The organism is Streptomyces sp. BHT-5-2, from assembly GCF_019774615.1.
Classification (GTDB): domain Bacteria; phylum Actinomycetota; class Actinomycetes; order Streptomycetales; family Streptomycetaceae; genus Streptomyces.
Window position 1 is genome coordinate 4,759,939 of record NZ_CP081496.1, and the last position, 12,763, is coordinate 4,772,701.

General features: G+C 73.3%; 9 protein-coding genes. 1 reads left to right on the top strand and 8 read right to left on the bottom strand.

Translation table 11 applies throughout. The features are described 5' to 3' along the window. Positions 1 to 498 precede the first annotated feature (498 nt). The 5 genes from K2224_RS21125 to K2224_RS21145 all read right to left on the bottom strand — a co-directional run bounded on the left by K2224_RS21125 (position 499) and on the right by K2224_RS21145 (position 7,512). A complete protein-coding gene (locus tag K2224_RS21125; RefSeq protein ID WP_221908080.1) occupies positions 499 to 960 on the bottom strand; it encodes a cyclic nucleotide-binding domain-containing protein in 462 nt (153 codons plus the stop codon). Between the two features lie 99 nt (positions 961 to 1,059). Beyond that, positions 1,060 to 3,951: an NHLP bacteriocin export ABC transporter permease/ATPase subunit gene (locus K2224_RS21130; protein WP_221909855.1), complete on the bottom strand. Its 2,892-nt coding sequence runs from the start codon at positions 3,949 to 3,951 to the stop codon at positions 1,060 to 1,062. A 52-nt stretch (positions 3,952 to 4,003) separates the two neighbouring features. After that, the gene (locus K2224_RS21135; RefSeq protein WP_221908081.1) at positions 4,004 to 6,283 is read right to left on the bottom strand and encodes an NHLP family bacteriocin export ABC transporter peptidase/permease/ATPase subunit; all 2,280 of its coding nucleotides are present in this window, start codon (positions 6,281 to 6,283) and stop codon (positions 4,004 to 4,006) included. Then, positions 6,280 to 7,086 (bottom strand): HlyD family efflux transporter periplasmic adaptor subunit, encoded by an 807-nt coding sequence (locus K2224_RS21140; RefSeq protein ID WP_221908082.1) that lies wholly within the window; start codon positions 7,084 to 7,086, stop codon positions 6,280 to 6,282. The genes K2224_RS21135 and K2224_RS21140 overlap by 4 nt, the downstream gene beginning before the upstream one ends. A 210-nt stretch (positions 7,087 to 7,296) precedes the next feature. After that, complete coding sequence (locus K2224_RS21145) at positions 7,297 to 7,512, bottom strand: type A2 lanthipeptide (RefSeq protein ID WP_221908083.1); 216 nt, start codon at positions 7,510 to 7,512, stop codon at positions 7,297 to 7,299. A 671-nt stretch (positions 7,513 to 8,183) separates the two neighbouring features. Between K2224_RS21145 and K2224_RS21150 the strand changes: the two genes are divergently transcribed. After that, the gene (locus K2224_RS21150) at positions 8,184 to 9,224 is read left to right on the top strand and encodes a PHP domain-containing protein (protein ID WP_221908084.1); all 1,041 of its coding nucleotides are present in this window, start codon (positions 8,184 to 8,186) and stop codon (positions 9,222 to 9,224) included. Positions 9,225 to 9,261: 37 nt separating this feature from the next. On the opposite strand, the gene K2224_RS21155 is transcribed toward K2224_RS21150, so the two are convergent. From K2224_RS21155 to tdh, 3 genes are all read right to left on the bottom strand, one after another. Next, positions 9,262 to 10,173: a LysR family transcriptional regulator gene (locus K2224_RS21155; RefSeq protein ID WP_221908085.1), complete on the bottom strand. Its 912-nt coding sequence runs from the start codon at positions 10,171 to 10,173 to the stop codon at positions 9,262 to 9,264. A 107-nt stretch (positions 10,174 to 10,280) separates the two neighbouring features. After that, on the bottom strand, positions 10,281 to 11,474 hold the full coding sequence (locus tag K2224_RS21160; RefSeq protein ID WP_221908086.1) for a glycine C-acetyltransferase: 1,194 nt from the start codon (positions 11,472 to 11,474) through the stop codon (positions 10,281 to 10,283). Positions 11,475 to 11,593: 119 nt separating this feature from the next. Continuing rightward, positions 11,594 to 12,622: an L-threonine 3-dehydrogenase gene (gene tdh, locus K2224_RS21165; RefSeq protein WP_221908087.1), complete on the bottom strand. Its 1,029-nt coding sequence runs from the start codon at positions 12,620 to 12,622 to the stop codon at positions 11,594 to 11,596. Positions 12,623 to 12,763: the final 141 nt, after the last annotated feature.

Consider the following 12,763-nt stretch of genomic DNA (forward strand, 5'->3'; position numbering starts at 1 on the left):
CTAACTGGGTTTCGCCGCTGTCCACTTCGAAGCGCCGCGCCTCCTCCGCCCGGAAATTTCTCCCACTTCGCCGGGAACCCGGGCCGGTCGCCGCCCGACCTTTCAGACGCCGCGATGCCGGACCCGCACGGTGGATCGAGGAGAGGACGGGCCGATGCCACGGGACCTGGCGGAGGGACAGCGGGAGCGGTGGGGGCTGGTGGCCGTCCGCCGCCGTGCCGCGCCCGCCGCCACCGCACGCCGTGGCGGTCAGCGCGACGACCGTCGCGAGTCCGCACCACTTCCTGGGCGCATGGGTCTTCTCCCCCACCACTGTGCCGCTCCGGCCGGTCTCCGGCCGCGGGCCACCCTCGTGACCCGGCACAGGCAGTCGGGGGCGGGCGGCTTCCGGTTCCCGCAGAGGCGCAGGTCATCGCGTACGTGGACGGGGCGACGGGGCGCTTCGGCCGGCGCTCCGGCGGGGCGTGCGCACCGCGCCGGCGGGCGGGCCGCCCCCGTTCACGGGGCCTGCTCGCCGCTTCCCTGGGGCCCGTAGAGGTCCAGCAGGCGGACGCGGGTGCCGTGCAGGCGTTCGGCGACGGTCTCGGCGACGTAGCGGTAGACGGCCCGGCCCAGGACGGGGTCGTCCTCGCACAGGGCGCGGACGAGGACGGCGTCGAACTCCAGGGCCTCGACGGGGCCGACGGTCTCCGCGCCGAGGTGCCAGAGGTAGGGCGGGAACAGCCAGGACCAGCCCAGGAGTTCGTCCCGGCCGAGGGTTTCGACGACGGCGGCCCGGCGGCCGGGGACGTGCTGGTCGAGGGCGACCCGGCCGGTGCCGATGATCCAGAAGCGGTCGGCCCGGCGGCCCTCCTCGAAGACGCGGGTGGCGCGGGGCAGCGACACCTCGTGGGCGATTTCGGTCAGCCGCCGGCGCCGGTCCGGGGGCATCGCGTCGAACAGGTGCTGGACCTTGGGCATCTCGTCCTCCATCGACCGCTGTGCAGTCTTCGCACGATATGCGGCGGATCGGGGTGATACCGGGAATGGTCGGCCCGGCGGCCGGCGGCGGGTGCGCGGTCAGGCCATCTGACGGCGCACCAGGTCGTGCAGCCGGCCGCCGGTGTCGGCGAGGAGGTCGGCCGGGGCCCCCTCCTCGACGACCCGGCCGTCGGCCATGACCAGGACCCGGTCGGCGTCGAGCACCGTGGACAGGCGGTGCGCGATGACCACACGACTGGCGCTGAGCGCGCGGGTGCTGTCGATGACGATCCGCTGGGTCTCGTTGTCCAGGGCGCTGGTGGCCTCGTCGAAGAAGAGGATGCGCGGGCGGCGGACCAGCGCCTGGGCGATCATCAGGCGCTGCCGCTGGCCGCCGGAGATGGCACCGCCGCCGGCGATCATGGTGTGCAGGCCCATCGGCATCCGCTTGATGTCCTCGGCCAGGCCGGCCATCTCGGCCGCCGCCCAGACCTCCTCCTGGGTGAACACCTCCGCGCCGGAGATGCAGTCCAGGATCGAGCCGGTCAGCGGCTGGGCGTTCTGCAGCACCACCCCGCACTGCCGGCGCACCGCCGCCTGGTCGAGCGCGCCGAGGTCCTGGCCGTCGTAGAGGACGCTGCCGGCGGACGGCCGGTCGAAGCCGATGAGCAGCCGCAGCAGGGTCGACTTGCCGCAGCCGCTGGGGCCGACGATCGCCACGAACTCGCCGGGCCGCACCTGGAGGGAGACGTCGTCGAGGACGAGCGGGCCGTCCTCGCTGTAGCGGAAGGAGAGCTTGCGGGCCTCGATGGCGCCGGAGAGCACCCCGGGCTGGGAGCTGCCGCCGCGGACCTCGGGCGCCTCGTCCAGGACCGGCCGGATCTGCTCGAACATCGGCAGCGCCGCGGCGGCCGAGACGAAGGCGCCGGTGAGCTGGGTGACCGAGGTCAGCAGCATGGTCACCGAGGTGTTGAAGGTCAGGAAGGCGCCGGCGGACAGCGTGCCGCGGGCCGGCCCGGCCAGCAGCACGAACAGCGCCAGGGAACAGAGCGGCAGGTAGACGGCGTTGAGGACGGTGGTGATGTTCTTGATCCGGCCGGCCTTCTGCTGGAGCTCCCGGGAGCGGGCGAACTCCCGCGCCCAGGCCGCGTAGGCGAAGGACTCCGCCGCCGCGACCCGCAGCTTGGGCAGCCCGCGCAGGGTCTGGAACGCCTGGTTGTTGAGCTTGTTGCCGAGCGTCACCAGCCGGCGCTGCCAGCGCAGTTCCCACAGCCCCAGCACGAGGAAGACCGCGCCGATGACGAGCAGCATGGCGCACGCGGCGAGCGCCAGCGGGACGCTGTAGACCAGCAGCATCACGAGGTTGACCGCGCCGACCGTACCGGCCTGCACGGCGACCGGCCCGACGCCGGCCAGCACCCGGCGGATGGCGCTGATGCCCATGGCGGCACTGGCCAGTTCGCCGGTGGAGCGGGCCGCGAAGAACTTGGTGGGCAGGCGCAGCAGCCGGTCCCAGACGGCCGGCTGGAGGACGCTCTCGATCCGGCCCTCTATGCGCAGCACGGTGAGGTTCTGCAGCAGGGTGAAGGCGGCCGCGACGACGCCGGCGATGATGACGGCGAGCGCGACCTGGACGATCGGGCCGCGGGCGGCGGCCGGGACGTAGACGCCGAGGACCTTGCCGGTGGCGATCGGGACGAGGGCGCCGAGGGCGACCGTCACCAGTCCGCTCAGGGCGAGGTTGCGCAGGTCGGTGCGGTTGCCGCGGAGGCTGAAGCGCATCAGCCGCCAGGGCGTGAGCCGGCGGTCCGGCAGCGGCCGGTAGAACATCACCGCGCGCGGCTCGAACTCCGCCGCGTTGTCCTCGCCGATCCGTATCCGCAGCCCGGAGGACGGGTTGACCGCCTCGTAGCGGCCGCGCCGCCACAACAGGGCCACCGGGGCACCGGACTTGGCGCGGTGGCCGACCAGCGGCCCGACGTCGGTGCGCCACCAGCGGCCGTCGAGGCGGACCGCGCGGGTGCGTATCCGGGAGGCCAGCGCGATCCGCTCGACGGGGCTGATCCGGTCGCCGGCGGCGGCGCCCTTGGGGGGTTCGGTGAGCGGGATGCCGGCGGCCCCGGCGACCTTCCGGCAGACCGCGAAGGTCAGGTCGTCGCCGGCCCGGTCGCGGCTCGCGCCCGCCCGGCCGGCGCCCCGGTCCTTGCCGATGGAGGCCAGCAGCGCCTGGTCGGCGCGTTCCCGGACGGCCTCGCCGGCCTTGATGCCGGCCGCGGCGCGGTCCTCGTGGGCGCGCTCCAGCTGCTCGATCCAGCGGTCCACGGCGGACAGCAGCCGGTACTGCTGGTTCACCATCCGCTGCCACAGCGCCGCGTCGACGAGCAGGTCGGCGGCGGCCTCGGCGCTGTAGGAGGCGCCGTACTGGACGCTGCCGGGCGGCACCGGCATCCACAGGACGTCGTCGTCGGCGACCGCCTCGTCGGTGGGCCGGCCGTCCAGCGGCGCCTCGAAGAGCACGCCCAGCCCGCGGGCGGTGCCGAGTGCGAAGGCGTGCTCCAGGGGGCCCGCCGGAGCGCCGTAGGTGTCGTGGGCGGAGGCGTCGTGGCCGTAGGCGTCGGGGTGCGTCCCCTGGTCGCCGTAGCCGGTGTACTCGGGGCGGGGCAGTTCGCGCAGGGCGATCCGGCGCAGTCCGCAGTGCTGTGACGGGCGGCCGACGAGGGTGTGCTGGGGGCCCTGGACGGGGCCGAGCAGCAGCGTGCCGGCTTCGAGGCGGCCGAGGAAGTGCCAGGGCCCCTCCTGGGTGGCGTCCACCGCGAACAGGTCGAGGGTGCCGCCGGTGACGAGCCAGAGGACGTGCGGGCCTTCGAGGGGGACGTTGCGCAGCCCGGCGCAGTCGACCGGCGTGCCCAGGCCGCCCAACGCGTGGGTGACCGCGTCGGCGCCGGCCGGGCCGGTCGCCGAAGGGGCCGGTGCGGGCGGTGCGGACGGCATGGCCGGCGGTGTGGCGGGTCCGGCGTCCGGGGACGGGTGTGCGGATGCCACGTCAGTGCTCCTTGACCAGGTCGGCGTAGACGCCACCGGCGGCGACCAACTCCTCGTGCCGGCCGCGTTCGACGACCGCACCGTGGTCGAGGACCACGATCTCGTCGCTGTCGCGGACGGTGCTCAGCCGGTGGGCGATGATGACGCAGGCGCAGCCGCGGCGCCGCAGGTTGTCCATGATGACCGCCTCGGTGCCGGCGTCCAGGGCGCTGGTGACCTCGTCGAGGACGAGGATGCTGGGGCGCCGGACCAGCGCCCGGGCGATCTCCAGGCGCTGCCGCTGGCCGCCGGAGAAGTTGCGGCCGTCCTGCTCGACGCGGCTGTGGATGCCGTCGGGGCGGCGGGCGATGACGTCGTCGTAGAGGGCGGCGTCCTGGAGGGCGGCGATCACCGCGTCGTCGGGGATGGAGGGGTCCCACAGCGCGACGTTGTCCCGGACGGTGCCCTCGAAGAGGAAGACGTCCTGGTCGACGAAGGAGACCGAGGCGGCCAGCGCGCTGCGCGGGATGTCGGCGAGGCGCTGTCCGTCGATCCGGATGGTGCCCTCCCAGGGGGCGTAGAGGCCGGATATCAGCCGGGAGACGGTGGACTTGCCGCTGCCCGAGCCGCCGACCAGGGCGACCTGCCGGCCGGGCCCGACGGACAGCGAGAAGCCGGTCAGCAGCGGGGCGTCGAGCGGGCTGTAGCCGAAGGTGATGCCGTCGAGGGTGACATGGCCCTTGAGGCGGCGGGTGCCGGCGTCCGCGTCCGGGCGGGAGTAGTGGGCGTCGGCGGGGAAGTTCTCGACGTCCTTGAGGCGGGCGACGTCGGCGGCGAAGTCCTGGATCCGGCCGGCGACGCCGTTGAGCCGGGTGATCGGGGCGGTGAAGCGGGTCACCAGGGCCTGGAAGGCGACCAGCAGGCCGATGGAGATATGGCCCTCGACGGCGCGCAGGCCGCCGATCCACAGGATCAGGGCGCTGTTGAAGGTGGCGAGGGTGGGGGCGACGACGGCCAGCCAGGCGCTGGGGACGCCGAGCCGCTGCTGCTCCTCCAGGGTGGCGGCGTGCTGCCCGGCCCAGCGGCGGAAGTAGCCGTTCTCGCCGCCGGTGGCCTTCATGGTCTCGATGAGCTGCAGGCCGGTGTAGGAGGTGTTGGTGAGCCGGGCGGTGTCGGCGCGCAGCTTCTGGGTGTGGGTGGCGCGCAGCCGCACCACGATCCGCATGGCGACGACGTTGAGCAGCGCGATGAGCACGCCGATGACGGTGAGTTGGGGGTCGTAGGTCCACAGCAGCACCGCGTAGAGGACGACCACGACGCCGTCGACGGCGGCCGCGGCCAGGTCGCGGGCGAGGGTCTCGGCGACCGCGTCGTTGGACTGCAGGCGCTGGACGAGGTCGGCGGGCGAGCGCTGCGCGAAGAAGGTGACCGGCAGCCGTAGCAGGTGGCGCAGGAAGCGGGCGCTGCCGAGGGTGGAGGAGATGATCCGGCCGCGCAGCAGGTTGGCCTGCTGGAGTCCGGTGAGGACGGCGGTGAGCACCACCATCGCGGCCATCGCGGCGAACAGCGGCCCCAGCAGCGAACTCTGGTTGCCGATCAGGAACATGTCGATATAGGTGCGGCTGAGCGCGGGCAGCGCCGCGCCGACGCCGACCAGCAGCAGGCTGGCGAGCAGCGCCGCCAGCAGGGTGCCGGCGGTGCCGCGCAGCCGGGCCGGCAGGGCCTGTAGCACGCTGGGCTTGCGGCCGCCCCGACGGAACTCCTCGGTGGGCTCGAAGACCAGGGCGACGCCGGTGAAGCTGGTGTCGAAGTCCTCGGTGGGCACGAAGCGGCGGCCCTTGTCGGGGTCGTTGACGTGGACGCCGCGGCGGCCGAGGCGGCGGCCCATGCCGTCGTAGACGACGTAGTGGTTGAACTCCCAGAAGAGGATGGCCGGTGCCTGGACCTCGGCGAGTGCGGCCGGTTCCATCTGCATGCCCTTGGCCTGCAGGCCGTAACTGCGGGCGGCCTTGAGGAGGTTGCTGGCCCGGGAGCCGTCGCGGGAGACGCCGCAGGCGATCCGCAGCTCCTCCAGCGGTACGTGCCGACCGTAGTGGGCGAGGACCATGGCCAGGGAGGCGGCGCCGCACTCGACGGCTTCCATCTGGAGCACGGTGGGGGTGCGGACGGCCTTCGGCGCCTTCGGGGCGGCGGCCGGCGGTCTGCGGCGGCGGGCGGGTGAGGGGCCCTCGGGGCGGTGCCGGCGGCGCCCGGCCGGCGGAAGGTGCTGCGGGGGCGCGGCGGAGGCGTCGGGGGCGGTCACGGGAGCAGCCAATCGATCGGGTGCTGCGCGGCCAGGTGGACGGCAGCGGTGGCCTGGGTCATCGAGTCGAGGGCGAACGGCGGGCCGCCGGAGGTGGACCAGGCATAGCCGGAGGCGGTGGGCGCGGTGTCGAGCCGGACCAGGACCGCGATCGGCTGGCCGGCGCGGGAGAACTGCTCGCCGAGTTGGGCGCTGCCGAGGAACGAGGAGATCCGCTGGCGGGACTGGGCGGCGCGGCCGACGGCCGCCACATGGCCGCGCAGTACGCCGAACCGCTGGCTGGGGGCGGACGCGACGGTGAGGTCGACGGCCGCGCCCGCGGGGAGGGTCGCGGCGCTCTCGGCCGGGACGTAGAGGGTGGCGGTCAGCGGGTCGCGGGGACCGCCGGTCCGCTCGACGGAGGCCAGGTCGGCGCCGGTGGTGACGACCGAGCCGATGGTGGCGACGACGCCGGTGAGCCGGCCGGCGGCCAGTGCGCGGACGACGGTGGTGCCGCCCTGTGCGGTGCGTATCCGCACCAGGGGGGCGCCGGTGGCGACCTGCTTGCCCTCCTCGGCGAGGACCGTGGTCACCTGCCCGGCGACCGGGCTCTGCAGGACGTAACTGCCGTGGCCGTGGGTGAGGATGCCGGGGGCGGTGAGGGTGGCGGAGACGGTGCCGGTGATCGCCCAGACGCTCGCGGCGATCATGACGAGCACGCTGACGGCCAGCACCAGCCAGCCCTGTGGGCGGGCGAACCGCACCGGAAGGTCGAGTTCCTCGGGCGATTGCAGCTTGGACAGGGCCTGTTGACGGAACTGCACGGCACTCCTCCCTCAACTGCGGGGGTCGGTACGGACGGACGGAGTCCGCCGCCGGTGCGGAGATCCGGCGGCGGACAGCCGGGTGCCCCGGAACCCGGCCGGAACCGGGTCGTCCGGGGCACTCGGCACGGCAGATCGGCAGGGAGGGGGCGCCGACTACCGTCACGACCTTATGTGGCTGTGCCGCACCGCGGCACAGGGGCGGTCGGATCAGAGACCGTTGGTGAGGCCGTTCACGGTGCCCGTGACGTCGGTGCCGGTGAGGCCCTGGGCCGTGCCGGTGACGTTGCCGAGCAGGCCGGAGACCGGGGCGACCGAGTCGACGGTGGTGGTGACGGTGCTCAGCACACCGCCCACGAGGCCACCGGACACGTTGTCCAGGTCGGCGTCGGAGATTTCCTGGGTCTGAACCTGGGCGTTGTTCATGGTGTTTCCCTTCGGGTCAATATCAAAAAGGGCGAGCGGGCCGTCCGGTGGGTGACCCGGCCGCGGCCACGGTAGTGGGGCCCCCGATATCGAGAAACCCCGGCGACCACCGCGGTGCGATGGATCAAAGCATGCGGGGTGGTTGCCCTGCTAATCGGAAGAGCTGAGATCCGGACGTGGCCGCACCGGGAAATTACCGGACGTGTACACGCGTCCATGAATTTATCCGAGCATCTTCACAACTCCTGCGGTTTCCTTTTCCGCAAACAGTCGTTACGGCGCACGCGGAATGGGGCATTCCGGAACCAAGTCGCTGCTCACCGGTGCCCCCGCCGACCCCAAAACCCCGCCACGTGTGCCGGCTGCGCATTCGGTGTGCAGATTTCCTGGAGGCCGTCGAACGCAACCCCCGACCGGCCCGCCCGGACACCCAGAAGTCCGATTCGCGTTTCCGCAGTACAGCCGCGATGTTGCCCAGGTTTTAACCGAACATGATTGCCCGCCACTTCCCGTCCACTCATGACCGGAATCGTCATGACTATCGCCCCCGCATTCCACTGGAAACGGATCGACCGTCCAGAGAACGGACATATTCGCATAACTGCGATAGGGGGCCTTCGCCGGGGTCGGCCGCGGTGGCAGCCGGGCCCGGCCCGGTGCACGGTGGGTGTGTGGATCCCGTGGCGGCGCTGGAGCGGATCGCGTTCCTGCTGGAGCGGCAGGGAGCGGTGACGTACCGGGTGCAGGCGTTCCGCACCGCGGCCTCGGTGATCGGCGCACTGCCCGCGGACGAGCTGAGCGCGCGGGCCGGGAACGGCACGTTGGGGCGCCTCAAGGGGCTCGGCCCCAAGACGACCCGGGTCGTCGAGGAGGCGCTGGCCGGGCAACGGCCCGGCTATCTCGCGCACCTGGAGGAAGAGGCCGGCGGCCCGCTGGTCGACGGTGGACGGGGGCGGGCGCTGCGCCGGGCGCTGCGCGGCGACTGCCATCTGCACTCGGACTGGTCCGACGGCGGCAGTCCCATCGAGGCGATGGCCCGGGCCGCCCGCGACGTCGGCCACGACTGGTGCGCGCTGACCGACCACTCCCCACGGCTCACCGTCGCCCGCGGACTGACCGCCGAGCGGCTGCGCAGGCAGCTGGCCGTGGTCGCGGAGGTCAACGCGCGCCTGGCGCCGTTCCGGCTGCTGACCGGGATCGAATGCGACATCCTCGACGACGGCTCGCTCGACCAGGAACCGGAACTGCTGGCGGAGCTGGATGTGGTGGTGGCCTCCGTCCACTCGAAACTGCGGATGGACAAGGGGCCGATGACCCGGCGGATGGTGGCCGCGGTCCGCGACCCCCTGGTGGACGTCCTGGGCCACTGCACCGGGCGGCTGGTCACCGGCAGGGGCCGCCCGGAGTCGGCGTTCGACGCGGCGGAGGTCTTCGCGGCCTGCGCCGAGCACCGCACCGCGGTGGAGATCAACTGCCGCCCGGACCGCCTGGATCCGCCGCGCGGTCTGCTGCGGCAGGCCCTGGCCGCCGGCACCCTCTTCGCCGTCGACAGCGACGCGCACGCGCCCGGCCAACTGGACTGGCAGATCTACGGCTGCGCCCGCGCCGAGGAGTGCGGCGTCCCGGCCGGCCGGGTCGTCACCACCTGGACGGCCCGCCAACTGGCGACCTGGAAGCGGACCGGCCGCACCCCGCGCACGGCCGACGGCTGACCCGCCGCGCACGGTCCGCGGTTGACCCACGCGCCCGTCAGCCGCCCTGCACGGCCGCCGCCGTCCGCAGCGCCGCCAGCACCGGACGGAACAGCGGATGGCCCTCCGCACCGCGCCGGACCGCGGCGAACACCCGGCGGGTGGGCGCGACCCCGTCGACCGGCCGGACCACCACACCCCCCAGATCCATCCCGCGCAGCGCCGAGCGCGGCACCAGGGCCACCCCCGCGCCCGCCGACGCCAGCGCCACCACCGCCCGGAAGTCGTCCGAGGAATGCGCGAGATCCGGCCGAAACCCGGCGTACTCGCAGGCCAGGACGACCACGTCATGGCAGGGATTGCCGGAATAGGGGCCGATCCAGGGGTCCTTGGCGAGCCGGGCCAGCGGCACCGCCGCCGCACCGGCCAGCGGATGGCCGGGCGGCAGCACCGCGTCGAACGGCTCGGCGTAGAGCGGGACACGGGTCAGCCGGGGGTCGTCGGCGTCCGGCGCGCCCCGGTACTCCACGGCCACCGCCACGTCGACCTGCCGGTCCAGCACCATCGGCAGGCTGGCGTCGCCCTCCACGTCCTGGACCCGGACGCGGATACCGGGCGCGGAATCGGCGAGTTCGGCCAGGGCCGGGGCGAGCACCAGCCCGATGCCGGTCGCGAACGCCGCGACCGTCACCGTGCCCGCCTCGCCCTTGTCGTACGCGGCCAGCTCCGCCTCGGCGCGCTCCAGCTGGGCCAGCACGGCGTTGGCGTGGCCGAGCAGGATGTCGCCCGCGGCGGTCAGCCGGACGCCGCGGGCGCCGCGCTCGACGAGGCGGTGGCCGGTCTCCTGCTCCAGCGCGGCCAGCTGCTGGGAGACCGCCGAGGGCGTCAGATAGAGCGCGGCGGCCGCGGCGGTCACCGTGCGGTGGTCGGCCAGGGCACGGAGGATGTGCAGCCGACGTGCTTCGATCATGGATCCAGTTTCGCAGGGTTCGGGCCTGTCCGGTGGATCAGGTTCGGACCCGGTCATGTTCCACCGGACAGGCCCGAAGGCCGCCTTGGGCCCCGGAAACCGTGCGGTCAGCTCTCCAGGGCGGCGCGGGCGGCCACGAAGGCGTCCACCGCGCGGTGCACGTCCTCGGTGGAGTGGGCGGCGGACAGCTGCACGCGGATCCGGGCCGCCCCCTTGGGGACCACCGGGTAGGAGAAGCCGATGACGTACACCCCGCGCTCCAGCAGCAGTTCGGCCATCCGGCCCGCCTCGGCCGCGTCACCGATCATGACGGGCGCGATGGGGTGCTCGCCGGGCAGGATCGCAAAGCCCTCCTCGGTCATCCGGGAGCGGAACAGCGCGGTGTTGGCGTGCAGGCGCTCGCGCAGGTCACCGGCGGATTGGAGGAGGTCGAGCACCTTGAGCGAGGCGGCCGCGATCACCGGCGCGAGCGTGTTGGAGAACAGGTAGGGGCGGGAGCGCTGGCGGAGCAGCGCGACGATCTCGGCGCGGGCGGCGACATAGCCGCCGGAAGCGCCGCCCAGCGCCTTGCCGAGGGTGCCGGTGAGGATGTCGACCCGGTCCATCACGCCGCACAGCTCGGGGGTGCCGCGGCCGCCGGCGCCGACGAAGCCGACCGCGTGCGAGTCGTCGACCATCACCATCGCGCCGTAGCGGTCGGCCAGGTCGCAGATCTCCCGCAGCGGCGCGAGGTAGCCGTCCATGGAGAACACGCCGTCGGTGACGATGAGGGTGCGCCGGGCGCCCTCGGCGTCCTTCAACTGCCGCTCCAGGTCGTCCATGTCGCGGTTGGCGTACCGGAGGCGGCGGGCCTTGGAGAGCCGGATGCCGTCGATGATGGAGGCGTGGTTGAGGGCGTCGGAGATGACCGCGTCCTCCGGGCCGAGCAGGGTCTCGAAGACTCCGCCGTTGGCGTCGAAGCAGGAGGAGTAGAGGATGGTGTCCTCCTGGCCGAGGAAGCCGGAGAGCCGCCGCTCCAGCTCCTTGTGCACCTCCTGGGTCCCGCAGATGAAGCGGACCGAGGCCAGTCCGTAGCCCCAGCGGTCCAGGGCCGCGTGGGCGGCGCCGATGACCTCGGGGTGGTCGGCGAGGCCGAGGTAGTTGTTGGCGCAGAAGTTGAGGACCTCGCCGGGGCGGCCGCCGGCGGTGACCGCGACGGTGGCGGACTGCGGGGTGCCGATCACCCGCTCCGGCTTGTGCAGTCCGGCGGCGCGGATCTCGTCGAGGTCGGCGCGCAGATCGTCGCGTACGGCGTCGAACATCAGGAGGGTCTCCTTAGGAGTGGAGGTCGGCGGCGGAGGGCCGGCGCGCAGCGCCGTCATCTGGGGGTGGAGGTCGGGCGACGGGAGGGAGGGAGGGAGGGGAGCAACCGGGGCGGGTGCTAGGCGCTCCAGTCGAGGATGACCTTGCCGCCCTGGCCGCTCGCCGCGTCGGCGAAGGCGGCGTCGAACTCCTGGTACGGGTAGCGGCCGGTGATCACGGGGGCGAGGTCGAGGCCGCCCTCCAGCAGCACCGACATCGCGTACCAGGTCTCGAACATCTCCCGGCCGTAGATGCCCTTGATCGTGATCATGGAGGTGACGATCCGGGACCAGTCGACCGGGAACTCCTCGGCGGCCAGGCCCAGCACGGCGATCCGGCCGCCGTGCGTCATGTTGCCGATCATGTCGCGCATCGCCTCGGGCCGGCCGGACATCTCCAGGCCGACGTCGAAGCCCTCGCGCAGGCCCAGTTCGCGCTGGCCGTCCGCGATGGAGCCGTGGGCGACGTTGAGGGCGAGGCTGACGCCGACCTTGCGGGCCAGCGCCAGGCGCTGCTCGCTGACGTCGGTGATCACCACATGGCGGGCGCCGGCGTGCCGGGCGACCGCCGCCGCCATGATGCCGATCGGCCCGGCACCGGTGATCAGGACGTCCTCGCCGACCAGCGGGAAGGAGAGCGCGGTGTGCACGGCGTTGCCGAACGGGTCGAAGACCGCGGCGATGTCGAGGTCGACCGGGACCCGGTGCACCCAGACGTTGCCGGCGGGCAGCGCGACGTACTCGGCGAAGGCGCCGTCCCGGCCGACGCCCAGGCCGACCGTGGCGCGGCACAGGTGGCGCCGGCCGGCCTGACAGTTGCGGCAGTGGCCGCAGACCAGGTGGCCCTCGCCGCTGACCAGGTCGCCGGTGTTGATGTCGGTCACGTCCCGGCCGGTCTCGACGACCTCCCCGACGAACTCGTGGCCGACGGTCAGCGGGGTGCGCACCGACTGCTGCGCCCAGCCGTCCCAGGCGCGGATGTGCAGATCGGTGCCGCAGATGCCGGTGCGCAGCACCTTGATCAGCACATCCCCCGGGCCGATCGCCGGCTCCGGCACGTCCGTCAGCCAGAGTCCCGGTTCCGCCTTCTGCTTGACCAGTGCCTTCACCGCATCGGCTCCCGTACGTGAATGAGTGCTGTGACGTCACGGGGGCCGGGTGCGGCCCGCCGATCTCGGCCAGAAATCTTCCGTATGGCGGGCTCCGGGTCCATCGAGGATTTCTTAACCGCGCCCGCAGATCACCTTTAC